The 23,627-nt window shown below is 70.9% G+C and carries 16 protein-coding genes; 6 read left to right on the top strand and 10 right to left on the bottom strand.

Going from position 1 to position 23,627, the window contains the following annotated elements; translation table 11 throughout:
* Window positions 1-55 precede the first annotated feature (55 nt).
* On the top strand, window positions 56-1,372 hold the full coding sequence (locus FOF52_RS21160; protein ID WP_248591639.1) for a DUF418 domain-containing protein: 1,317 nt from the start codon (window positions 56-58) through the stop codon (window positions 1,370-1,372).
* Window positions 1,373-1,578: 206 nt separating this feature from the next.
* Window positions 1,579-1,869, top strand: a complete 291-nt coding sequence (locus FOF52_RS21155) for a hypothetical protein (RefSeq protein WP_248591638.1) — start codon at window positions 1,579-1,581, stop codon at window positions 1,867-1,869.
* 6 nt (window positions 1,870-1,875) lie between these two features.
* On the opposite strand, the gene FOF52_RS21150 is transcribed toward FOF52_RS21155, so the two are convergent.
* The gene (locus FOF52_RS21150) at window positions 1,876-2,673 is read right to left on the bottom strand and encodes a fumarylacetoacetate hydrolase family protein (RefSeq protein ID WP_248591637.1); all 798 of its coding nucleotides are present in this window, start codon (window positions 2,671-2,673) and stop codon (window positions 1,876-1,878) included.
* 570 nt (window positions 2,674-3,243) lie between these two features.
* Between FOF52_RS21150 and FOF52_RS21145 the strand changes: the two genes are divergently transcribed.
* The 3 genes from FOF52_RS21145 (at window position 3,244) to FOF52_RS21135 (ending at window position 6,635) form a co-directional block, all read left to right on the top strand.
* A complete protein-coding gene (locus FOF52_RS21145; protein ID WP_282573783.1) occupies window positions 3,244-5,076 on the top strand; it encodes a glycoside hydrolase family 6 protein in 1,833 nt (610 codons plus the stop codon).
* A 306-nt stretch (window positions 5,077-5,382) separates the two neighbouring features.
* Complete coding sequence (locus tag FOF52_RS21140; RefSeq protein ID WP_248591636.1) at window positions 5,383-5,733, top strand: antibiotic biosynthesis monooxygenase family protein; 351 nt, start codon at window positions 5,383-5,385, stop codon at window positions 5,731-5,733.
* A gap of 191 nt (window positions 5,734-5,924) precedes the next feature.
* Window positions 5,925-6,635: a DUF3152 domain-containing protein gene (locus FOF52_RS21135; RefSeq protein WP_248591635.1), complete on the top strand. Its 711-nt coding sequence runs from the start codon at window positions 5,925-5,927 to the stop codon at window positions 6,633-6,635.
* Window positions 6,636-6,739: 104 nt separating this feature from the next.
* On the opposite strand, the gene cimA is transcribed toward FOF52_RS21135, so the two are convergent.
* The 9 genes from cimA to gatB all read right to left on the bottom strand — a co-directional run bounded on the left by cimA (window position 6,740) and on the right by gatB (window position 21,949).
* On the bottom strand, window positions 6,740-8,323 hold the full coding sequence (gene cimA / locus FOF52_RS21130; protein ID WP_248591634.1) for a citramalate synthase: 1,584 nt from the start codon (window positions 8,321-8,323) through the stop codon (window positions 6,740-6,742).
* Window positions 8,324-8,606: 283 nt separating this feature from the next.
* Complete coding sequence (locus FOF52_RS21125; protein ID WP_248591633.1) at window positions 8,607-9,722, bottom strand: branched-chain amino acid aminotransferase; 1,116 nt, start codon at window positions 9,720-9,722, stop codon at window positions 8,607-8,609.
* 207 nt (window positions 9,723-9,929) lie between these two features.
* A complete protein-coding gene (locus tag FOF52_RS21120) occupies window positions 9,930-10,994 on the bottom strand; it encodes a 3-isopropylmalate dehydrogenase (RefSeq protein ID WP_248591632.1) in 1,065 nt (354 codons plus the stop codon).
* Between the two features lie 679 nt (window positions 10,995-11,673).
* The gene (gene serA / locus FOF52_RS21115) at window positions 11,674-13,260 is read right to left on the bottom strand and encodes a phosphoglycerate dehydrogenase (RefSeq protein WP_248591631.1); all 1,587 of its coding nucleotides are present in this window, start codon (window positions 13,258-13,260) and stop codon (window positions 11,674-11,676) included.
* A 242-nt stretch (window positions 13,261-13,502) separates the two neighbouring features.
* The gene (ilvC, locus tag FOF52_RS21110; protein ID WP_248591630.1) at window positions 13,503-14,498 is read right to left on the bottom strand and encodes a ketol-acid reductoisomerase; all 996 of its coding nucleotides are present in this window, start codon (window positions 14,496-14,498) and stop codon (window positions 13,503-13,505) included.
* Between the two features lie 117 nt (window positions 14,499-14,615).
* On the bottom strand, window positions 14,616-15,140 hold the full coding sequence (gene ilvN, locus FOF52_RS21105) for an acetolactate synthase small subunit (RefSeq protein ID WP_248591629.1): 525 nt from the start codon (window positions 15,138-15,140) through the stop codon (window positions 14,616-14,618).
* A 12-nt stretch (window positions 15,141-15,152) separates the two neighbouring features.
* Complete coding sequence (locus FOF52_RS21100; RefSeq protein ID WP_248591628.1) at window positions 15,153-16,922, bottom strand: acetolactate synthase large subunit; 1,770 nt, start codon at window positions 16,920-16,922, stop codon at window positions 15,153-15,155.
* A gap of 348 nt (window positions 16,923-17,270) precedes the next feature.
* Complete coding sequence (locus FOF52_RS21095; RefSeq protein ID WP_248593966.1) at window positions 17,271-19,928, bottom strand: putative bifunctional diguanylate cyclase/phosphodiesterase; 2,658 nt, start codon at window positions 19,926-19,928, stop codon at window positions 17,271-17,273.
* Window positions 19,929-20,395: 467 nt separating this feature from the next.
* The gene (gene gatB / locus FOF52_RS21090) at window positions 20,396-21,949 is read right to left on the bottom strand and encodes an Asp-tRNA(Asn)/Glu-tRNA(Gln) amidotransferase subunit GatB (RefSeq protein ID WP_248591627.1); all 1,554 of its coding nucleotides are present in this window, start codon (window positions 21,947-21,949) and stop codon (window positions 20,396-20,398) included.
* A 360-nt stretch (window positions 21,950-22,309) separates the two neighbouring features.
* On the opposite strand from gatB, the gene FOF52_RS21085 reads away from it, so the two are divergent.
* On the top strand, window positions 22,310-23,482 hold the full coding sequence (locus FOF52_RS21085) for a thioester domain-containing protein (protein WP_248591626.1): 1,173 nt from the start codon (window positions 22,310-22,312) through the stop codon (window positions 23,480-23,482).
* Window positions 23,483-23,627 lie beyond the last annotated feature (145 nt).

Below are 23,627 nucleotides of genomic sequence, written 5' to 3'. Positions count from 1 at the left end.
CACTAAACGGGTGGAACAGCGGGGACGGACTCCGCACGACGAGAGAAGGTGAGTCATGGCCAGCCGCGACCCTTCTGGAGGACCGGCGTCGAGTGGTCCGGTCTCCGGCGCACACCAGCCCGTCCCGCCGGGCCCCTCCCCCGCCTCGGCCCCGCTGCGCTCCCCGGTCCGCTCCGGGGAGCGGGCGCTGGCTCCCGACCTGGCGCGCGGCCTCATGCTGCTGCTGATCGTGCTGGCCAACTCCGTCTGGTACCTGTGGGCCGCCGACTCCTCCGAGTTGGTCGCCCACCCGGTGGACGGTTCCCCGGCCGACCGGATCGTGCAGGGCGTCCTCATCACCGTGGTGGACGGCCGCACCTATCCCATGTTCGCCTTCCTGTTCGGCTACGGCATGGTGCAGCTGTGGCTCCGCCAGCGCGCCGCCGGCGTCGCCGAGAAGGACGTGCGCGCCCTGCTGCGCCGCCGCAACCTGTGGCTGATGGCCTTCGGCCTGGTCCACGCCGCCCTGCTGTGGTTCGGCGACGTCCTCGGCGCCTACGGCTTCGTCGGCCTGCTCTTCGGCTGGCTCTTCCTGCGCCGCGCCGACCGCACCCTGCTCGTCTGGGCCGCCGCCCTCACCGGCCTGCTCGCGGCCGTGACGGCACTGGCCCTGCTGGGCGGGTTCGTGGCCCCGCAGACCCCGCCCTCCTCCGGGGACGACCCCGTCGAACTGCTGGTGCCCTCGTCCGCGCTCAACGGCGTGGAGGACTACCCGACCTCGGTCCTGCTGCGCATCGCTCCGTGGTTCTTCCTGGTGGTGGGCCAGGGACTGCTGACCCTCACCATCCCGATCGCGGTGCTGCTGGCCTTCTGGGCCGCCCGCCGCCGCGTCCTGGAGGAGCCCGGCGAGCACCTGCGCCTGCTGCGCGCCACCGCCCTGGTCGGCATCCCCCTGGGCTGGCTCGGCGGTCTGCCGCACGCCCTGTACCACCTGGGCTTCCTGGACCTGCCTCCGCTGATGGGCGACGCGCTGGTCTCCGTCGCCTCGGCCACCGGGCTGGCCACCGGGCTCGGCTACGTGGCCCTGTTCGGCCTCCTCGCGCACCGGCTGAGCCGCCGTTCGACCGCCGGTCCGGTCGTCACCGCCCTGGCCGCCACCGGCCGGCGCTCCCTGTCCTGCTACCTGGCCCAGTCCCTGCTGTGCGCCCCGGTCCTGGCCGCCTGGGGACTGGGCCTGGGCGCCCACCTGCACAGCGCCACCATGGCCCTGTACGCCACCGGCGTCTGGCTCGTCACCGTTCTCCTCGCCTTCCTGCAGGAGCGCGCCGGACGGCGCGGACCCGCCGAGGTGCTGCTCCGCCGGCTCGCCTACCGCAGGCCGCTGCACAGCTGAGACACGGGTGCGGGGGCCCGCGCCGCCGCATGGCGCGGGCCCCCGCCACGGAATGTCCGGGACGCCTGCGGGGCGGACTGCCGGAGCGTCCCACCGGGCCTGGTCCCCGCCCGGCCGCGGTGGCAGGATCGGCGGGGGGAGTCCCGTCGCCGCCGGGCCGCTCCCCGCCGAAGCGATCCCGCCGACGTTTCCGGAGGACACCGGTCATGGACGCCCCCCGCGAGGACGACGCCGCCTCCGCCCGCCGTCCGGGACGCGCCGTGCCGTACTTCGCGGCCGTCTTCCTGGCCTACGGGGTGTTCTCGGTCCCCCAGTTCAGGTTTCTCCTGGTCTGCCTGGCCGTGGTGGTCCTGGCCGCCGTCGGGATCGCGACGCACCGCTCCCGCCCGTCCCTGGCCGGGAGGGCGACCGCGGCCTCCGGAGTACTGGCCCTGCTGCTCCTCGCGCTCCAGCTCGGCCTGGGGCTGCTGCTCGCCGCCCCCTTCGTCGACCGCTGAGGCGGCTCAGTCGCGGGCGACCACCGGGTTGCTCAGCTCGCCGATCCGCTCGACCGCCACGTTCATGCGCTGGCCCACCCGGACCGGTCCGACCCCCGCGGGGGTCCCGGTGAGGATGACGTCGCCGGGCAGCAGCGTCATGAAGGAGCTCACGTAGGCGATGATCTCGGGGATGCCGTGGATCATCTGCGCGGTGTTGCCGTCCTGGCGGACCTCGCCGTCCACGGTGGTGGTGACGCGCAGCTGCGCCGCCTCCTCCAGGCTCAGTCCGGTCTCGATCCACGGGCCGAGCGGACAGAAGGAGTCGAACCCCTTGGCGCGGGTCCACTGCTTGTCGGTCTGCTGCAGGTCGCGGGCGGTGACGTCGTTGCCGACGGTGTAGCCGAAGATGACGTCCTTGACGCGGTCGAGCGGGACCTCCCGGCAGAGCCGGCCGATGACCACGGCCAGTTCCCCCTCGTAGTCCACCCGGGAGGAGACCTCCGGGTGGAAGACCGGGTCGTGGGGTCCGACCACGGCGGTCGAGGGCTTGAGGAAGACGACCGGCTCCTCGCTCCCCTCCCCGGTGATGTGCCTCATCTCCGCGACGTGGTCGGCGTAGTTCTTGCCGATGCACACGACCTTGGTGGGCAGCACCGGGGAGAGCAGCCGGACGTCTTCGAGTTTGACGCGCTCTCCGGTGAGCTGGATCTGTCCCAGCAGCGGGTGGCCCTTCATCCGGGAGACGAACTGGTTTCCCTCGTCGTCGGTGTCGACCAGGCCGAAACCGACCTCATCACCGGCCGAGAATCTCGCGATGCGCACGGGATTCCCCCTCATCCTTCAGGTGCTGTTGGTTCCCCCAAGGCTACCGACGCCCCTATTTCGGACCGCTATTTCTGGCAGCCAACGATGTCCGTATCCCCTTTCTCCGCTCTCCGGGGACGGAGACTCGCGAACCCCCAGGGGAAGCACGTGGAGAGACGGGACGGATACGGTGCGCTTCGCCCACCAACCGTATAAGCCCATTTAACGGAGTATTTACATCCGGTCATGAAGTGGCTACCCTCTTTTGGGAGCGCTCCCGTGCAGCCCGTCACACAAAGGAGTGAACGGCGTCACGGAAGGGCTCACGTGTGACACGCATTTTGGACCCTCCCTTTGGGTCCGTGGGTGGGAGCGCTCCCAGACACGGACCTCCTCCCGGCCCGGACCGTCCGACCTCGCTCCCCTCCCCCGTTCCCAGTCGGAGGCAGCAGTGTTCAGCATCCCCCGCGCCCCTCCGGGGCGCCCGACTGTCCGCGCCCCACGCGGGCCAGTCACCCGAACGCCGTTGCGTCCGGTTCTCGACTGACCCCCTAGCGAGAACATCCACCAACCAAGGAAGACACCAAGATGAGTAAAGTTCGTGCCACGAACAAGCGTTCGTGGGTGCGGCGCGGCCTGGCAGCCGCCTCCAGCGTGGCGCTCGGCGCCTCGATGGTGGGGCTCGCCGCTCCGGCCCACGCCGCCGGCTGTTCGGTGGACTACCAGGTCAACTCCTGGGGCTCCGGCTTCACCGCCAACGTGACCATCACCAACCTGGGCAGCGCGCTCAGCAACTGGACCCTGGAGTGGGACTTCCCGGGCAACCAGCAGATCACCAACCTGTGGAACGGCTCCTACTCGCAGTCCGGCCAGCACGTGTCGGTGAGCAACGCCCCGTACAACGGCTCCGTTCCCGCCAACGGCAGCGTCGAGTTCGGGTTCAACGGCTCCTACTCGGGCAACAACGACGTCCCCACCTCGTTCTCCCTGAACGGTGTGACCTGTGACGGCTCCAGCGACCCGGGCGGCGGCGACCCCGGCGGCGGTGACCCGGGCGGCGGCGACCCCGGTGGCGGTGACCCGGGCGGCGGCGACCCCGGTGGCGGCGACCCCGGTGGCGGCGACCCCGGTGGCGGCGACCCGGGCAACCCCGGTGACAAGGTCGACAACCCGTTCGCGGGCGCCAAGGGCTACGTGAACCCGGTCTGGTCGGCCAAGGCCGCCGCCGAGCCGGGCGGCGCCGCGGTCGCCAACGAGTCCACCGCCCTGTGGCTGGACCGCATCGGCGCCATCGAGGGCAACGACAGCCCCACCACCGGCAACATGGGTCTGCGCGACCACCTGGACGAGGCCGTCAACCAGGCCAACGGCGAACCGCTGGTCATCCAGGTCGTCATCTACAACCTGCCCGGCCGCGACTGCGCCGCGCTGGCCTCCAACGGTGAACTCGGACCGGATGAGCTCGACCGGTACAAGAACGAGTACATCGACCCGATCGCCGACATCATGTGGGACTACGCGCAGTACGACAACCTGCGCATCGTCAACATCATCGAGATCGACTCGCTGCCGAACCTGGTCACCAACACCACCGACAACGCCGGTGGCACCGAGCTGTGCGACCAGATGAAGCAGAACGGCAACTACGTCAACGGTGTCGGCTACGCCCTGAACAAGCTGGGCGAGATCCCGAACGCCTACAACTACATCGACGCCGCCCACCACGGCTGGATCGGCTGGGACTCCAACTTCGGTCCCTCCGCCCAGATCTTCTACGAGGCCGCCAACGCCTCCGGCGCCACCGTGGACGACGTGCACGGCTTCATCGCCAACACGGCGAACTACTCCGCCCTGGAGGAGCCGTACATCAACATCAGCGGCACCGTCAACGGCCAGATGATCCGCCAGTCCGACTGGGTCGACTGGAACCAGTACCTCGATGAGCTGACCTTCGCCCAGGACCTGCGGCAGGAGCTGATCTCGATCGGCTTCAACTCCGACATCGGCATGCTCATCGACACCTCCCGCAACGGCTGGGGCGGCCCTGACCGGCCCACCGGCCCGAGCTCGTCGAACGACCTGAACACCTTCGTCAACCAGAGCCGCATCGACCGCCGCATCCACCCCGGCAACTGGTGCAACCAGGCCGGTGCGGGTCTGGGTGAGCGTCCCACCGCCAACCCCGAGCCCGGCATCGACGCCTACGTGTGGGCCAAGCCTCCGGGCGAGTCCGACGGCTCCAGCGAGGAGATCCCGAACAACGAGGGCAAGGGCTTCGACCGGATGTGCGACCCGAGCTACGGGGGCAACGACCGCAACGGCAACAACCCCTCGGGTGCGCTGCCCAACGCGCCCATCTCCGGCCACTGGTTCTCCGCCCAGTTCCAGGAGCTGCTGGCCAACGCCTACCCCCCTCTGTAACGAGGAGCCAGGCGCGAGCTGACAGTCCCTTCGGGAACTGATCGGTACCGGGAACCGGAACAGGCGCCCGCCCACCGCGACGGTGGGCGGGCGCCGCCCTGTGACGGCCCGTGTCCCGCGGTGCGCGGGACACGGGCCGTCCTGCCTGTTTCGGCGATGTCGGACACGGTGACCTACCACACGGAAACGCCGAGAAGGTCCGCCCTGAAACGGTCCTCTCCCAACGCTGCATTAGGTTGGGCCGGAGTCCGACCCACCAGCAACGACCGGGCCGGAATCCGACCCACCGTCAATGAGAGGTGTCGCATGGCCAGTGTGGTGAAATTCAACGTTCTGACGGTGCCCCCGGGCGCCGGTGCCACTCTGGAGGAGCGTTTCGCCAAGCGCGCGGGCCTGGTGGAGAACCAGCCCGGCTTCGAGGAGTTCCAACTGCTGCGACCCGTCGAGGGGACCGACAAGTACCTGGTCTACACGCGCTGGCGCTCCGAGGAGGACTTCCAGAACTGGCTGAACAGCCAGTCCTTCCAGCAGGGGCACGCCCAGGCGGCCGAGGAGTCCCGCCAGAGCGGCCACGGTCACGGCCACGGCGGACCGGCCGCGACCGACAGCGAACTCTGGAGCTTCCAGGTCGTCCAGCACGTCCGGGCTCGGGACTAGCCCTGCCCACCGGTCCCCGGCCCGATGCCGGGGACCGCTCTCCCGCTCTCCCCTTCTCCCTCCCCCGCACCCCTCTGACCTGCAATGATGGAATGATTTGCAACTTTCGAGAAAGGCCGATCTTGTCCATGACTGCGCAGAAGGCAGGACGACCGCGCCGTGCCGGTCGGCACCGACGGCGCCAACTGCCGGTGGGGACGATTGCGGGGCTGGTCGTCGCTCTGTCGGGGCTGGGAATCGTGTCGGCCAACGTGTTTCCCCTGGAACCGTCCGAACCGGCGTCGGCGGTCCCCGCCACGTCGCGCGACAGCGGTTCCCCGCACGCTGCCGCCCCCTCCCCGTCCCCGGTGCCTCCGCTGCTGCGCTCGGTGGAGGAGGAGGTGACCGGTGCGAGCGGCAGGCTGCGCGTGGTCGAGGGCGAAGGGGAGGTGGCCGGTGACGGCACACTCCTGCGCTACCTGGTGGAGGTCGAGGAGGGGCTCCCCGGGGACCCCGCGGACTTCGCGGCCGCGGTCGAGCAGGTGCTGAGCGATCCCCGGAGTTGGACCCACGACGGCGCGCTGGCCCTGCAGCGGGTGGACGAGGGGCCGGTGGACTTCCGGGTCACCCTGGCCTCCCCCGAGACCGTGGACGAGCGGTGCGCGCCGCTGCAGACCAACGGCTACGTCTCCTGCTTCTCCGGGGAACGCGCGATGATCAACCAGAACCGCTGGGTCTCGGGAGTGCCGCACTTCGAGGGCGACCTGGAGACCTACCGCACCTACGTGATCAACCACGAGGTGGGCCACGCCCTGGGCTACGGCCACGTGGACTGCCCCGCTCCCGGGGAGCCCGCGCCGGTCATGCAGCAGCAGACCTTCAGCCTCCAGGGCTGCGAGGCGAACGGATGGGTGAACCCCTGAGCGGCCGTGCGTCTCCACTCCACGGGGGCGCGGCGGCCCGGCCGTCCTGACCGCTCGGCGCGGCCGGCGGCCGGGCGGAGCACCGTCCCGGCCGCCGGCTCCGCTCAGATCTGCTGGTAGCCCCTGCGCAGCAGCCCGTAGGTGAGGGCCTGCTCCAACGCGGTCCACGACGCCTCGATGACGTTCTCTCCCACCCCGACGGTGGTCCACTCGCCGTGCCCGTCACTGGAGTCGATGAGCACCCGGGTGACCGCGTCGGTCCCGGAGGTGCCCTCCAGGATGCGGACCTTGTAGTCGGTCAGCTCCATGGTGGCCAGGTCCGGATAGACGCCCTCCAGCGCCGAGCGCAGTGCCCGGTCCAGGGCGTTGACCGGGCCGTTGCCCTCGCCCGTGGCGATCACCCGCTCGCCCTTGACGTGCAGTTTCACCGTGGCCTCGCTGACGCTGGACCCGTCGGGGCGGCGCTCGGAGATGGTGCGCCACGACTCCACCTCGAAGTAGCGCACCGGCTTCCCGATCTCCTCGCGCAGCAGCAGCTCCAGCGAGGCGTCGGCCGCCTCGAAGGTGTACCCGGCCAGTTCCATGTCCTTGACCCGCTCCACGATCCGGCCCAGGGTCCCGCGGTCGCCGGACAGGTCCACGCCGAGCTCCTTGGCCTTCAGCTCCACCGAGGCGCGTCCGGCCATGTCGGAGACCAGCATGCGCATGTCGTTGCCGACCAGGGCCGGGTCGATGTGCTGGTACAGGTCCGGGTCGACCTTGATGGCGGAGGCGTGCAGCCCGGCCTTGTGCGCGAAGGCGGAGACGCCGACGTAGGGCTGGTGGGTGGCCGGGGCGATGTTGGCGATCTCGGCGATGGCCTGGGAGACCCGGGTCATCTCGCGCAGGCAGCCCTCGGGCAGCACGCTGCGGCCGTGCTTGAGGACCAGGGCGGGGACCACCGAGAACAGGTTGGCGTTGCCGACCCGTTCGCCGTACCCGTTGGCGGTGCACTGCACGTGGGTGGCGCCCGCGTCGACGGCGGCCAGCGTGTTGGCCACCGCGCAGCCGGAGTCGTCCTGGGCGTGGATGCCCAGCCGCGCCCCGGTGGCCTGGCGGACCTCGGTGACGATCTGGAAGACGTCGGAGGGCAGCATGCCGCCGTTGGTGTCGCACAGCACGACCACGGAGGCCCCCGCCTCGGCCGCGGTGCGGACCACGCTGAGCGCGTAGTCGGGGTTGTGCCGGTAGCCGTCGAAGAAGTGCTCGCAGTCGACGAAGACACGCTGCCCCTGTTCCCGCAGGTAGGAGACGGTGTCGGCGATCATCGCGAGGTTCTCGTCGAGCGTGGTGCGCAACGCCAGCTCGACGTGGCGGTCGTCGCTCTTGGCCACGAGGGTGACGACGGGGGCCCCGGAGTCGCGCAGCGCGAGCACCTGGGGGTCCTCCGACGCCTTGGTCCCGGCCCGCCGGGTCGATCCGAACGCGGTGAGTTGGGCGTGTTGCAGTGACAACTCTGTTCGCGCCCGCCGGAAGAACTCCGTGTCCTTGGGGTTCGCGCCGGGCCAGCCGCCCTCGATGAAGCCCACGCCGAACTCGTCGAGCAGCTTCGCGATCGCCAGTTTGTCGGCGACGGTGAGGTTGATGCCCTCGCGCTGTGCGCCGTCGCGCAGTGTGGTGTCGAATACGTGGAAACCGTCGTCCAGCATGTGGGAACTCCCGGGATCGGTCTGTGTCACCTGGTGGCCGGTCCCGCCAACAAAAAAGACCCCTCGTGGACACGAGAGGTCAGCGCGCTGGCGGGGTCCGTTTCAGCCAGCGCGCCTCACGATAATGATCGCCTGAGGCAGCATGGCACCAAGTCTGCCACACGCGCCTCACCGAGCGCACCCGGGGGCTTCCCCCGAGCAGTGCCGCTCGGGGGAAGCCCGCGGGACCGTCGCGGTCGGCGTCCGTTGCGGACGCTCGTCGGCTCGGGCAGCGGCCCGGCGGTCAGAACCTGCGGACCCAGCCGTGGCTGTCGGGGCGGCGTCCGTACTGCAGGCCGACGAGTTCCTCACGCAGCCGCAGGGTGACCGGACCGGGCTGGCCGTCGCCGATCCGGAACTCGCCCTCACGGCCCTTGACGTGCGAGACCGGGGTGATGACGGCGGCGGTGCCGCAGGCGAACACCTCGGTGAGCTCTCCGCTGAGCGCGGCGTCGCGCCACTGGTCGGTGGAGATGCGCCCCTCCTCGACCTGGAGGCCGAGTTCGGGGGCCAGCTTCAGCAGCGAGTCGCGGGTGATGCCGGGCAGCAGGGTGCCGGTCAGTTCCGGGGTGAGCAGCCGGGCGTCCTCACCGGAGCCGAAGACGAAGAAGAGGTTCATGCCCCCCATCTCCTCGACCCAGCGGTGCTCCACGGCGTCGAGCCAGACGACCTGGTCGCAGCCCTGCTCGACCGCCTGGGCCTGGGCCAGGAAGCTGGCCGCGTAGTTGCCGCCGAACTTGGCCGCCCCGGTGCCGCCGGGCGCGGCCCGCGTGTAGTCCTCGCACAGCCAGACGGTGACCGGCTTGACCCCGCCGGAGAAGTAGGCCCCCGACGGTGAGGCGATGAGGACGAACAGGTAGCTGCCGGACGGGCTGTTGACGCCCAGACCCACGTCGGTGGAGATCATGAAGGGGCGGAGGTACAGGCTGGTGTCGGCCTGGGTGGGGACCCAGTCGCCGTCGTGGGCGAGCAGGGTCTCGATCGCCCCGAGGAACAGCTCCTCGGGCAGTTCCGGCATCGCCATGCGCGCGGCGCTGGTGTTGAACCGCGCCGCGTTGGCCTCGGGCCGGAAGCAGGCGATGGCGCCGTCGGGGTGGCGGTAGGCCTTGAGTCCCTCGAAGATCTCCTGGGCGTAGTGCAGGACCGAGGTGGCCGGGTCCAGCGACAGCGGCCCGTAGGGCTGGAGCCGGGCGTCGTGCCAGCCCTTCTCCGGGGTGTAGCGGATGGTGACCATGTGGTCGGTGAACACCTTGCCGAACCCGGGGTTCTCCAGGATCGCCTCTCGCTCCTGCGGGGTCCTCCGCTCGGTGGAGAGTTGGATGTCGAACGTCAACCCGCTTGTGGTGGTGCCGTTGCTCATGTGCTGCCGATCCTCTCGGATACTTCGGAACGGCGACACTGCCGTTCCGAGAACTAGTGTGACGGAAACGACGCACCCGGAGCCAGAGCCAGACCCGAAGCTGTGGACACGGCGACGGGCGCGCCAGGGGCGCGCCCGTCGCATCAAGGGGTACTCGTGCTCAGCCGCGCCGCGCGAAACCAGCAGGGCGTGAGCGGTGGTGTCCGCCTAGCCCTGCTCCGCTACTCGCTGCGCGATGTCGTCGCCGATCTGGACGGTGGAGCGGGATCCGCCGTCCTTGGCCCGTGCCTGCAGGTCCTCGGCCACGGCCTGCTCCACCTGGGCCGCGGCCTCGGCGTAGCCCAGGTGGTCCAGCATGAGCGCCGCGGACAGGATGGTCGCGGTGGGGTCGGCCTTGCCCTGCCCCGCGATGTCGGGGGCGGAGCCGTGCACGGGCTCGAACATGCTGGGGAAGTCCGCCTCGGGGTTGATGTTGCCGCTGGCGGCCAGGCCGATGCCGCCCGCGACGGCGGCGCCGAGGTCGGTGATGATGTCGCCGAAGAGGTTGTCGGTGACGACCACGTCGAAGCGCCGCGGCTGGGTGACGAAGAACATGGTGGCGGCGTCGACGTGCAGGTAGTCGACCTCGACCTGGGGGTACTCGGCGCCGACCTCGCGGACCACGCGCTGCCACAGCTCACCGGCGTAGGTCAGCACGTTGTCCTTGTGGACCAGGGTGAGCTTGCGGCGGGGGCGCTCGGCGGCCTTGGCGAAGGCGTAGCGGACGACGCGCTCGACCCCGAAGCGGGTGTTGACGCTGTCCTGGGTGGCGATCTCGCCGGGGGTGCCCCTGCGCAGCACTCCGCCCATCCCGGCGTAGGGGCCCTCGGTGCCCTCCCGCACGACCAGCATGTCGACGTCCTCGGGCGCGACGCCGGCCAGCGGGGTGGTCACCCCCGGGTAGAGCCGGACCGGCCGCAGGTTGACGTAGTGCGAGAAGTTGAAGCGCAGCCGCAGCAGCAGCCCGCGCTCCAGCACACCGCTGGGCACCGTGGGGTCGCCGACCGCTCCGAGGAGGATGGCCTCGTGCTGGCGCAGCTCCTCCTCCACCGAGTCGGGCAGGGTCTCGCCGGTGGCGTGCCACCGGCGGGCGCCCAGCTCGTACTCGGTGGTGTCGAGGGCGAGTCCGTGCCGGGGGGCGACGGCGGCGAGGACCTTGAGCCCCTCGGCGACGACCTCGGGGCCGATGCCGTCACCGGGGATCACGGCCAACTTCACGGTACGAGCGGACATATGGAGCCTTGCCTTCGGGATTGACGGTGTCTCGGCTGCGCGTCCGGCGCGCCGGATCTCTCCGGGGCGCGGTGGGCGCGACCTCGTGTCTCATGTGTTGAGACAGCTGACAACAGGGATGAGACAAGGGTACCGAAGCGGAACACCACTCGGGAGGTCAGCACGCTCCCGGCCCCGGTACGGAATCGCCGGGGCCGTCGGCACGCCGCGGAGCGGGACGGGCTGCGCAGGCCGTCAGTGGCCCGCCGGTCCCCCGTTGTCCCGCCGGTCGAGTGCGGTCTGCAGGGCTTCGCGGGCCTCCTCGGCCCCGTCGGTGGTCGTGGTCTCGTACATGGTCGGTCCTCGATTCGCGATCCGGGCGGCCCCGGAACAGGGCGCGCCCACGGCGGGGTCGTGGCGCTCCGGCCGGACTCCGGGATCGCGGACACGGCCGGCTCGGGCGGGAAGACGCCTCCGGTGGGATCACCTGACCGGTACGGAGTGCCGACGTCCTGGTCGAGGCGGCGGCACGGCGTTCCGCGGTCTCGGCGACCACTGTGCGGTCGCACAACCGGACGGAACGCTGTCTACTAGGAAGACAGAATATCGGAAGGCCAACTAAAAAGCCCTCGGCGGGGGCCGGAAAAACCGGAAAGGGCCCGGTTCCCGCAGGGGGCCGGGCCCTGGACGCCTGCGACGGTCAGTCGACCAGGTCCACCCGGCTGATCTCGGCGCCGATCTCGGCGGAGATGGTGCTGAGGGTCTCGTCGGGAATGGCCGAGTCGACGGTCAGCGCGATGAGCGCCTCGCCCCCCTCCTTGTCCCGGCTGACCTGCATGCCCGCGATGTTCACCTGGGCCTGGCCGAGCAGCTGGCCGACCACGCCGACCACGCCGGGGCGGTCGTCGTAGGAGAAGAACGCCATGTGCTCGCTGGGCGCGATCTCCATGGTGTAGCCGTTGACCTCGACGATCTTCTCCAGCTGGCGCGGGCCGGTCAGGGTGCCCGACACCGAGACGCGCCGGCCGTCGGCGAGGATGCCGCGCACCGTGATGAGGTTGCGCCAGTTGGGGCTCTCCTCCTCGGTGGTGAGGCTCACCTCCACGCCGCGCTCCTTGGCCACCAGCGGCGCGTTCACGTAGGTCACGGCCTCTTCCACGATGTCGGTGAAGAGGCCCTTGAGCGCGGCCAGCTCGATGATCTTGACGTCGTGGGCGACGATCTCGCCGCGGACCTCGACCTCGACGCGGGTCACCGCGCCGTCGGCGAGCGCGGCGAGGATGCGGCCGAGCTTCTCCGCCAGCGGCAGGCCCGGCTTGACGTCCTCGGCCACGCCCTTGCCCTGGATGTTGACGGCGTCCGGCACGAACTCGCCGGCCAGCGCGAGCTTGACGGACCGGGCCACCTGCGTGCCGGCCTTCTCCTGCGCCTCGTGCGTGCTGGCGCCCAGGTGCGGGGCCACCACGACGTTCTCCAGCTCGAACAGCGGGCTGTCGGTGCACGGCTCCTTGGCGAACACGTCGAGGCCCGCGCCGGCGACCCGGCCCTCCTTGAGGGCGTGGTAGAGGGCGGTCTCGTCCACGATCCCGCCGCGCGCGGCGTTGACGATGCGCACGCTCGGCTTGACCTTGCGCAGCGCCTCCTCGCCGATGAGGCCGATCGTGTCCTTGGTCTTGGGTAGGTGCACCGTGATGAAGTCGCTGCGCTCCAGCAGCTCGTCCAGTTCGACGAGTTCGACGCCCAGCTGCGCGGCGCGGGCGGGCTGCACGAAGGGGTCGTAGGCGATCAGCTTGGTGCCGAACGCTTCGAGCCGCTGGGCGACGAGCACGCCGATGCGCCCCAGCCCCACGACGCCGACGGTCTTGTCGTACAGTTCGACGCCGGTGTACTTGGAGCGCTTCCACTCGCCCCGCACCAGGGCGGCGTGGGCGGGAGCGGTGTTGCGGGCCGTCGCCAGGAGCAGGTTGATGGCCTGCTCGGCCGCGCTGATGATGTTGGAGGTGGGCGCGTTCACGACGAGCACGCCCGCCTTGGTCGCGGCCTCGACGTCGACGTTGTCCAGTCCGACGCCCGCACGCGCCACGACCTTCAGGGCGGGTCCCGCGGCCAGCGCCTCGGCGTCCACCTTGGTGGCGCTGCGCACGATCAGCGCGTCGGCTCCGGCGAGCGCGGGGAGGAGCTGGGAACGGTCGGCGCCGTCGACGGTTCGGACCTCGAAGTCCTCTTCCAACAGCGCGATTCCGGCGGGCGAGAGTTCTTCCGCGACCAGGACGACTGGCTTGGGCACAGCGAATTCCTTAGAGGGAGTGCGTGTGGTTCGACTGCGGCGGCACCGCAGTCATGGCATGACGGCGTCGGCTCCGACCAGGCGCCAGAACGAGGAGAAGTCTAGCGCCGGGTTGCTCCGCTGTTACAGGAACTCCAGCTTAACCGACCCCCGACCGCGTCCACTGGTGTGGACCACCGCGGAAGCGGAGCGGGGCCGTGGGGCGCGCGGGCGCCCCGGAACCCCGCTCCGTTCCGGTTCGGTCAGCCCTTCAGCCAGCTCATGAGCGGACGCAGTTCGGCGCCGACCTTCTCGATCTGCTCGCCCTGCTCGGCCTCACGCCGCTTGAGGAAGTTCGGACGGCCGTTGTCGAACTCCTCGACCAGCTCGCGGGCGTAGGTGCCGTCCTGGATCTCGCGCAGGATCTTGCGCATCTCCTCGCGGGTGGCCTCGGTGATGACGCGCGGGCCGCGGGTGTAGCCGCCGAACTCGGCGTTGTCCGACACCGACCAGTACATCTTGGAGATGCCGCCCTCGTACATGAGGTCGACGATGAGCTTCATCTCGTGCAGGCACTCGAAGTAGGCCACCTCGGGCTGGTAGCCGGCCTCGACCAGGGTGGCGAACCCGGCCTTGATCAGCTCGGACACCCCACCGCACAGCACGGCCTGCTCACCGAACAGGTCGGTCTCGGTCTCCTCGGTGAAGGTGGTCTTCAGCGCGCCGGCGCGGGTGCCGCCGATGGCCTTGGCGTAGGACAGCGCCAGGTCCCAGGCGGAACCGGAGGCGTCCTTCTCCACGGCGACCAGCACCGGGACGCCGCGTCCGGCCTCGAACTGGCGGCGGACCAGGTGGCCGGGGCCCTTGGGGGCGACCATTGCCACGTCGACCCCCGCCGGCGGCTCGATCAGGCCGTAGCGGATGCTGAAGCCGTGCCCGAAGAACAGCGCGTCGCCCTCGTTGAGGTGCGGAGCGATCTCGTTGGCGTACAGGTCGCGGTGGATGTGGTCGGGCACCAGGATCATGATGAGGTCGGCCTCCTGGGCCGCCTCCGCCGGGGTGACGACCCGCAGGCCGTCCTCGGCGGCCTTGGCCCGGCTCTTGGACCCCTCGGGCAGGCCGACCCGCACGTCGACGCCGGAATCCCGCAGCGACAGCGCGTGCGCGTGCCCCTGGCTGCCGTAACCGATGACGGCGACGGTGCGTCCCTGGATGAGGTTCAGGTCGGCGTCGTCGTCGTAGTACATCTGTGCTGCCACTTCGGCTTAACTCCTTGCTGAGAGATCTGTCGTCTGCGACGCGGCGGACGGAACCGGGCCGGACGCCGCCGCGCCGGGACGTTCGGGGTCCCCGGCGGGAATCCCCGGGATACAGGGTCAGGCGCTGCGCTCGACCGCGCGCAGCGACCGGTCGGTGATGGACCTGGGACCGCGGCCGAGGGCGACCACCCCCGACTTCACCAGTTCCTTGATCCCGAACGGCTCCAGGTTGCGGATCAGCGCTTCGAGCTTGTCGGGCTGGCCGGTGGCCTCGATGACGACCACGTCCGGGTTCACGTCGACGACGTTGGCGCGGAACAGTTGGGCCGTCTCCAGCACGTGGGACCGGTTGCTCGGGTCGGCCTTGACCTTGACCAGCAGCAGTTCCCGGCGCACCGACGCCTCGGGGTCCATCTCGACGATCTTGATGACGTTGACCAGCTTGTTGAGCTGCTTGGTCACCTGCTCCAGGGGATGGCGGTCGCAGTTGACCACGATCGTCATGCGGGACAGTCCCTCGTACTCGGTGGGTCCCACCGTGAGGGAGTTGATGTTGAAGCCGCGACGGGAGAACAGGGAGGCTGCGCGGGCGAGCACTCCGGGCGTGTCCTCCACCAGGACGGACAGCGTGTGCAGACTCATCCGGAACCTCTCCTATTCCTCGTCGTCGTCCCAGTCGGGCGCCATGTCGCGCGCGTACTGGATGTTGTCGTTGCTGACTCCGGCCGCGACCATCGGCCAGACCATCGAGTCGTGGTTGACGGTGAAGTCGATCACCACGGGCACGTCGTTGATCGCCATGGCCTTCTCGATGGTGGCGTCCACGTCCTCCGCGCGGTCGCAGCGCAGTCCGACACAACCGTACGCCTCGGCGAGGCGGGCGAAGTCCGGAATGCGCACCTTCTTGGTCTCCGGCAGCGGCGCGGTCTGCAGGTCGGTGTTGGAGTAGCGGCCGTCGTAGAACAGGGTCTGCCACTGCCGGACCATGCCGAGGTTGCCGTTGTTGACCACCGCGACCTTGATCGGGATGTCCTCCACCGCGCAGGTGGCCAGCTCCTGGTTGGTCATCTGGAAGCAGCCGTCGCCGTCGATCGCCCAGATCGCCCGGCCGGGGTCGCCGACCTTGGCGCCGAGGGCGGCCGGGACCGCGAAGCCCATCGTCCCGGCGCCGCCGGAGTTGACGAAGGAGCCGGGGCGCTGGTGGTCGATGAACTGGGCGGCCCACATCTGGTGCTGGCCGACCCCGGCGACGTAGGTGGCGTCGGGGCCGACGATCTGGCCGATGCGCTGGATGACGTGCTGCGGGGCCAGGGAGCCGTCGCCGGGCTCGTCGTAGCCCAGCGGGTAGGTCTCGCGCATCCGGTTGAGCTGGTCCCACCACGCGGCGTAGTCGCCCTGGCGTCCGGCGGCCTGGTCGGCGCGGACCGCCACGACCAGGTCGGCGATGACCTCCCGGCAGTCGCCCACGATGGGCACGTCGGCGTGCCGGTTCTTGGAGATCTCCGCCGGGTCGATGTCGGCGTGCACGATCTTGGCGTGGGGGGCGAAGGAGTCGAGCCTGCCGGTGACGCGGTCGTCGAAGCGGGCGCCCAGCGCCACGATGAGGTCCGCGCGCTGCAGGGCGCCGACCGCGGCGACGGTGCCGTGCATGCCCGGCATGCCGAGGTTCTGGGGGTGGGTGCTGGGGAAGGTGCCCAGCGCCATCAGGGTGGTGACGACCGGGATGCCGGTCAGTTCGGCCAGTACACGCAGTTCCTTGGCGGCGCCCGCCTTGAACACGCCGCCGCCGACGTAGAGGACCGGGCGCTTCGCCTCGGCGATCATCCGCGCGGCCTCGCGGACCTGCTTGCCGTGCGGTTTGGTGACCGGGCGGTAGCCGGGCAGGTCCAGCCGCTGCGGCCACTCGAAGCGGGTCTGGGCCTGGAGCGCGTCCTTGGCGATGTCGACCAGGACCGGGCCGGGGCGGCCGGTGGAGGCGATGTGGAAGGCCTCGGCGATGGTGCTGGCGATCTTGGCGGGGTCGCGGACCAGGAAGTTGTGCTTGGTGATCGGCATGGTGATGCCGCAGATGTCGGCTTCCTGGAACGCGTCGGTGCCGATCGCCGGGCCGGCCACCTGTCCGGTGATCGCGACCATCGGGACCGAGTCCATGTAGGCGTCGGCGAGCGGCGTCACCAGGTTGGTCGCCCCGGGGCCGCTGGTGGCCATGCACACGCCTGGTCGTCCGGTGGCGTAGGCGTACCCCTCAGCGGCGTGCCCGGCCCCCTGTTCGTGGCGCATGAGGATGTGGCGCACCTTCGCGGAGTCGTACAGCGGGTCGTAGGCGGGGAGGATCGCCCCCCCGGGGATTCCGAACACGACATCGACGCCGACGTGCTCCAGCGACCTGATGAGCGATTGGGCTCCGGTCATCTGCTCGGTCATCACTTGATCCTTCAGAGAGGGCGGGTAACGCGTGACTGGCAACAAAAAACCCCCCACCGCCCAGGCGGTTGAGGGGAGCGCGCAGCATCGACTCGGTCAGCGGGCTGCGCGCTGACCAAGTACGAGAATCAGGAAGTTGCTCTGCACGTCATCAACAATGACCGAGCCGGGGGCGCCACGTCAAACAGAACACTGTTTCATCTCAGGATGTGAGATATTTGGATCACCATTCGAACCGCTGCGGGCGCGCCGGGACGGTGTGCCGCGACGGCCTTCCCATCATGCCATCCCGGCCGGTCGCGAGCGTGCACCGGGCCCGCCGACACGGCTTCGCGCGTGGCGGGAATCTCACAGCGCGGTGGCGCTCGTCTCTCCGCCGACCAGGGCCTCCACCCCCGCGGCGTCCATCGGCCGCCCCACCAGGAACCCCTGCCCGTAGGCGCAGCCCATCTCCCGCAGCCGACGCAGCTGCCAGTCGTGCTCGACGCCCTCGGCGACCACCTGCACCCCCAGGTCCTGCCCCAGGCGGATGATGGTCCTCGTCAGCAGGGTGACGGTGTCGTCGGAGTCCAGCTCCCGGACGAACGACGGGTCGATCTTGATCTCGTCCACCCGCAGCCGACGCAGGTGGGACAGCGAGGCGTGGCCCCGCCCGAAGTCGTCGACGGCCAACCGGACCCCCAGCCCCCGCAGCTTGGTGAGGCGCTCCACCGCGACGACCGGGTTCTCCAGCAGGATCTCCTCGTCGACCTCCACCGTCAGCGCCTCGGCGCCCAGCCCGCTCTCGGCGAGCACGTCCTCCACGCTGCGCACGAACCCCGGCGACAGGACCTGCCGCACCGACACGTTCACCGACAGGCCGATGTCCAGCCCGGTGGTGGCGCGCCACACCGCGACCTTCTGGCAGGCCTCGCGCAGGATCCACTCCCCCAGCGGAACGATCAGCCCGGACTCCTCGGCGGGGCCGATGAACTCCTCCGGCGGCACCAGCGTCCCGTCCTCCCGCTGCCACCGCACCAGCGCCTCCACCGCGGTCACCTGGGACGTCTCCAGACTGACCACCGGCTGGTACTCCAGGACGAACGTGCGGTCGGCGAGCGCCCGGCGCAGCTCGGCCTGCAACTCCAGCCGCCCCACCACCTGGGCGTGCATGTGCGCGGCGTAGACCTCCACGTGACCGCCGCCCTGCTCCTTGGCCCGCGCCATGGCCATGTCGGCGTTGCGCAGCAGCTCCGCCCCGTCGACCCCCGGTTCGGCGAAGGCCACGCCCACGCTGGCCGTCACCACCACGTCGCGTTCGGCCACCTGGAACGGCTCGCCCCCGATCACCCGGATCATCCGCTCCGCCAGGTCGACCACGCTGTCGGCGCGGGGACGCTCCTCGACCAGCGCCACGAACTCGTCGCTGCCCCACCGGGCCAGCGTGTCGCCCGCCCCCAGGACCGCGCGCAGCCGGTGGCCGACCTGGGCGAGCAGGTAGTCGCCGAAGGCGTGCCCGGCCGAGTCGTTGACCGCGGTGAAGCCGTCCAGGTCCAGGAAGACCACGGCGGTCTGCGACGCCTGCTGGCCCTCCCCGGCCTCCGCGCGCCTGCCCAGCACCTCGCGGACGCGCTCCTCCAGGTAGGCGCGGTTGGGCAGGCCGGTCACCCCGTCGTGGAAGGTGAGGTGGTCGACCTGCTTCTGCAGTTCCACCTGGGCACTGATGTCGCGGGTGGTCAGCAGGAAGCGGTTGGGCTCACCGGGGCGCTCGTACAGCGAGGCGGTGGACGTGGTGTGCCGCCACGTACCGTCGGCCGCGCGGACCCGGGCCCGCACCCGTACGCTCTCCGCGCCGCGCCGGAACTCGGCGGCCGCGGCGGCCAGGCGGGGCAGGTCCTCCGGGTGGACGAGCGAGGTCACGGGATTGTCGAGCAGCGGATCTCCGCTGCGGTACCCGAACATCTCGACGGCGCCGGGACTCATGTAGAAGATCCGGCCGTCCGCCTCCAGGATCACGATGATGTCGCCGCTGTTCTCGGCCAACTCGTGCAGGTGCCGCTCCCTGGTGTGCACGATCCGCCCCAGGACGGCCGCCTCCTCCATCATGCCGGCCACCCGCACCACCAGTACGAGGACGGCCGACCCCACGGCCAGCGGCAGCACCGGCGCGATCCCGTCCGCGCGCAGTCCGGCGACGGTCATGACCAGCGCGGCGATGCTCAGGGCCGTGACGGCGGCGATCTCCGGGGCCACCCGGTACAGGCCGCGGCCCGTGATCCGCCGCGGTGTCGTTCCCGCGTTCTTCCTGATCATCCAGGGAACCGCGGCCAGGAGCAGGAAGCCGAGCAGCCGCACCGGGTACTCGATGCCCCCCGCCACCGGTTCCCCGGAGAGCCGGCTGACCGCCCCGATGAGGTCGGCGGCGCAGATGGTGACGAACGCGCCCGCCGCCAGCAGCACCGCGCGCCTGGTGCTGTGCGGCGAGGTGAGCACCAGCGGCCCCAGCAGGCACAGCACGGCGATGTCGGCGACCGGATAGACCAGCGCGAACGCCACGACCCCCGCGCCGTCGCCCAGGTCCTGGTAGAGCGGTTGGAAGAGCAGCAGCCACACGACGCTGAACACCGCGGCCGCGCACACGTAGCTGTCCGTGAAGTGCCGGACCAGCGAACGCGCCCGCCGGGGCAGCGGCGCGAACCGGAGGAAGCCCAGCGTGAACAGCGGCAGCGCCACCAGGGAGAACAGGTCTCCGAAGGTCAGTGAGAAGGCACCGGCGTTGAGCAGGCCGGTGACCCCGTAGGTGATCGCGCCCGTGCACCAGGCCAGGGCGGCGAAGCCGAACAGCCGTAACGCGGCGGCGCTGTCGGAGTCCTCGGTTCCCTCCGCCCCGTCGGCGCGCGTCTGCGACCGGGCGGCGTGCAGCAGCGCCGCCGCCGCGACGGCGGCGGCCGCCGCCGTCGGCCAGGTCCCCGCCCAGACGGCCAGGGACACCCCGCCGACCTGGGGAAGAGTGCCCAGCGCGTACATCAGGAACAGTCCCAGGATCGCGCCGAGCCACACCCGTGTACCGCCCCTCACGGCGCCCTCCTCGACCGGAGACTCCCCCGAGGTACGCACGCGCCCCCGCGAAGGTGTCTCCTGGTGTTGCCGACCGCAGCCATGGGCACCCCTCCGTTGACGGCACTGGAGTCCTGCGGACTCACACTCCGGGATGCGCACCGACGCACCGCCGGGGATCGGATCCGGGTGGTCTGCCGGGCTCACGTCGCTTCGTCCGGCCCTGCGGGACCGAAGGCCGCGGGGCCGGGCAGACCGCGCGCCCGATGCGGGGTGCGAGGTCCTCTCACGGCTTCCTCAGTCCCCTCACGCTATTCGACCAAGGTCACGGAGAGGTTGAGAGCACGACGAGAGTCGGTGACACATTGATCACCGTCAGTAGCCGCCCTCTCGGGTGCTCCGGTCCCTCCCCGGACCGGTGCGGCGGTGTCGGCCCCTCAGCCCGCGACCCCCAGGCGCTCCAGGATGAGCTGCCGCGCCCGTCCCGCGTCGGCCTGTCCGCGGGTCGCCTTCATGACCGCGCCGACCAGCGCGCCCACCGCGGCGACCTTGCCGTTGCGGACCTTCTCCGCGGCGTCGGCGTTGTCGGCGATCGCCTGGTCGACGACCGCCCCCAGGGCGGAGTCGTCACTGACGACGCGCAGTCCGCGCGCTTCCACCACCTCGTCCGGCTCCCCCTCGCCGGCGAGCACGCCGTCGATGACCTGCCGGGCCAGCTTGTTGGTGAGCGTGCCCTCGGCGACCAGCGCCACGACGCGGGCCACCTGGGCGGGCGTGATGGGCAGCGCGTCCAGCCCGGTCCCGGTCTCGGTGGCGCGCCGGGACAGCTCGTTCAACCACCACTTGCGCGCCTCGGCCGGAGCGGCGCCCGCCGCGACGGTCTGCTCGACCAGGTCGACGGCGTCGGCGTTGACGAGGTCGCGCAGCTCCTCGTCGGTCAGGTTCCACTCGGCCTTGACCCGGCGCCGCTTGGCCGAGGGCAGTTCCGGCAGGGTGTCGCGGAGCTTCTCCACCCACTCCCGGTCGGGCGCGACCGGAACCAGGTCGGGGTCGGGGAAGTAGCGGTAGTCCTGCGCCTCCTCCTTGCTCCGCCCCGAGGTGGTGGTGCCGGTGTCCTCGTGGAAGTGCCGGGTCTCCTGCACCACGCGCCCGCCCGCGGCCAGCACCCCGCCCTGGCGTTCGATCTCGTGGCGTACGGCACGCTCGATCGAGCGCAGCGAGTTGACGTTCTTGGTCTCGGTCCGGGTCCCCCACTCCGCGGAGCCGCGCGGCATCAGCGAGACGTTGACGTCGCAGCGCAGCGAGCCCTCCTCCATGCGCACGTCGGAGATGCCGAGGGCGCGGATCAGGTCGCGCAGTTCGCTGACGTAGGCGCGGGCCACCAGGGGGGCCAGGTCGCCGGTGTGCTCGATGGGCTTGGTGACGATCTCCAGCAGCGGAATACCCGCGCGGTTGTAGTCGACGGTGGAGTACTCGGCGCCGTGGATGCGGCCGGAGGCCCCGCCGACGTGCGAGGTCTTGCCGGTGTCCTCCTCCATGTGGACCCGTTCGATGTCGACCCGGAACTCGCGCGGCCCGTCCGGGGTGTCCACCGTGACGTCGATGTGGCCGTCGTAGCACAGCGGCTCGTCGTACTGGGAGATCTGGTAGTTCTTCGGCATGTCCGGATAGAAGTAGTTCTTCCGGGCGAACCGACACCACTCGGCGATGGAGCAGTTCAACGCGAGTCCCAGGCGGATCGCGCTCTCCACGGCCGCGCCGTTGACGACCGGCAGCGCGCCCGGCAGCGCCAGGCACACGGGGCAGACCTGGGTGTTGGGGGCGGCGCCGAAGTCCGTGGCGCAGGAGCAGAACATCTTCGAGCGGGTGCCCAACTCGACGTGGGTCTCCAGTCCCAGCACCGGCTCGTACCCGCGCAGCACCTCGTCGTAGGGCATAAGCGCCGGAGCGCCGCCCGTGGCGGAGTGGTTACTCGTCACCGCGCTACCCATCGCCGCACAACCCGCTTCCGTTGTTCCCGAACCGTTCCCGTCCGGCGCTGCCCCACCGAACAGGACACTCGTCGTCCAGCACACGTGGCCCGCCGTCCTGGGCAGCGCACCGACGGGCACCCTTCCGAGCCTACCGATGCCCGGGCGTGCAGGTGACCCTCCGGGCCGCCGCGTCCGGGTTCTGGAGATGTTACGGGAAGCACACGATTGTTCTGCGGTTTCGTTGGTTCCGCGATCGTCCGGCGCCCCTGCGGTTAGGCTTTTGGCGGACTCTCCCGACCCGTGTCGGCCCGTCCCGCGGCCCCGTATCGGGGCACCGCGCATCCCCTGCCACCGGATCGCTCTCCTCTGGAAGACATCGTGTCAAGCCTCCTGTCCCGCGTGCGGCGCGGACTGGCCGCCTCGGCCGCGGCCGTCCTCGTCTGCTGGGGGTGTCCGCTCCCCGCGGCGGCCGAGTCCACCTCCATCGCGCGCGTGGACCGCAACGGCGTCCCAGGCGAGAACGTCCACTTCACCTCCGGGGAGTCGGCCGCCACCACGCTGTTCGACCTACGGGTCGACGGTGCCACGACGGTGGCCGCCTACTGCGTGGACGTCAGCCGCAACGTCGACCACCGGGCCGCCTACGCCGCGGCCCGGTGGGAGGACCTGCCCGGGGCCGCCCACTCCGGCGAGATCGTCTGGATCGTCCGCAACTCCTACCCCGTGCTGCCGTTGGAGCGGGTGGCCGCGGAGAGCGGGATCACCGACCTCAGCGCCGCACAGGCGATCGCCGGCACCCAGGCGGCGATCTGGCACCTCAGCAACGGCACGCGACTGCGGTCCGACGGTCCGGGCGGTCCCAACTCCCAGCAGGTGCGCGCGCTCTACCAGTACCTGCTGGACAACGCGACCGACGCGGCCGAGCCGGACAGCGCGCTGGGGCTCACCCCCGCCGAGGTCGTGGGCGAGGACTCCGCGCCGCTGGGGCCGCTGACCGTGCGCACCACGAGCGAGGAGCCGGTGTGGCTGACCGTGAACGGGGCCGGGGAGGCCTCCCTGGTCGCTCCCGACGGCTCCCCGGTCACCCAGGCCCGCGACGGCGAGGAGTTCCTGCTCGTCCCGCCCGTGACCGAGGAGACCGGAGCGGCCACCGTCTACGCGCACGCCAAGGAGGCGGAGATCCTGCCCGGCCTCGTCTACTCGGGCAAGGACGGGGTGCAGACCCAGCCTCTGGTGGTCGCCGGCAGGGCGACCGTCTCGCTGACCGTCTCGGCGAAGGTGAGCTGGAACGCGGCCGACCCCTCCCCGGCGGCCTCCCCCTCCGGTTCCGCCCCTGTCGCGCCGACGGCGCCGCCGACGCCGTCGGCCTCCGCGGCGCCCTCCGCCGCGTCCCCGCCCGCGCCCGCTCCTCCGGTCGTCGCCGAGGACAAGCGCGTCGAGGCGGACCTGCCCCTCACCGGGACCTGGCTGGGGGCGGTGGTGGTCGCCGCGCTGGTGCTGCTGGGCGCGGGGACGGCGGTGGTGCTGCTGACCCGGCGCAGGCGGCGCTGACCCGTCCGGCGGGCCCGGCAGGCCGGAACCGGTCACCCTCCCGACGGCTCCGCGACAGAAAACGACAACTTCCGGTAATCCATCGGTCTCTTTCGCGCGTCCTCTTCTCTCGGAGCTCAGGCTGCATCATAAAAATTGATGACGC

This window comes from Thermobifida alba, assembly GCF_023208015.1.
Classification (GTDB): domain Bacteria; phylum Actinomycetota; class Actinomycetes; order Streptosporangiales; family Streptosporangiaceae; genus Thermobifida; species Thermobifida alba.
This window is presented reverse-complemented; position numbering and strand designations above follow the sequence as displayed.

Coding starts and splice junctions, on each gene's coding strand:
- FOF52_RS21125 (WP_248591633.1), bottom strand. CDS start 9,722: ATGAGCAACGGCACCACCACAAGCGGGTTGACGTTCGACATCCAACTC.
- FOF52_RS21155 (WP_248591638.1), top strand. CDS start 1,579: ATGGACGCCCCCCGCGAGGACGACGCCGCCTCCGCCCGCCGTCCGGGA.
- cimA (WP_248591634.1), bottom strand. CDS start 8,323: ATGCTGGACGACGGTTTCCACGTATTCGACACCACACTGCGCGACGGC.
- gatB (WP_248591627.1), bottom strand. CDS start 21,949: ATGGGTAGCGCGGTGACGAGTAACCACTCCGCCACGGGCGGCGCTCCG.
- FOF52_RS21160 (WP_248591639.1), top strand. CDS start 56: ATGGCCAGCCGCGACCCTTCTGGAGGACCGGCGTCGAGTGGTCCGGTC.
- ilvN (WP_248591629.1), bottom strand. CDS start 15,140: ATGAGTCTGCACACGCTGTCCGTCCTGGTGGAGGACACGCCCGGAGTG.
- FOF52_RS21145 (WP_282573783.1), top strand. CDS start 3,244: ATGAGTAAAGTTCGTGCCACGAACAAGCGTTCGTGGGTGCGGCGCGGC.
- FOF52_RS21140 (WP_248591636.1), top strand. CDS start 5,383: ATGGCCAGTGTGGTGAAATTCAACGTTCTGACGGTGCCCCCGGGCGCC.
- FOF52_RS21100 (WP_248591628.1), bottom strand. CDS start 16,922: ATGACCGAGCAGATGACCGGAGCCCAATCGCTCATCAGGTCGCTGGAG.
- FOF52_RS21120 (WP_248591632.1), bottom strand. CDS start 10,994: ATGTCCGCTCGTACCGTGAAGTTGGCCGTGATCCCCGGTGACGGCATC.
- FOF52_RS21095 (WP_248593966.1), bottom strand. CDS start 19,928: ATGTACGCGCTGGGCACTCTTCCCCAGGTCGGCGGGGTGTCCCTGGCC.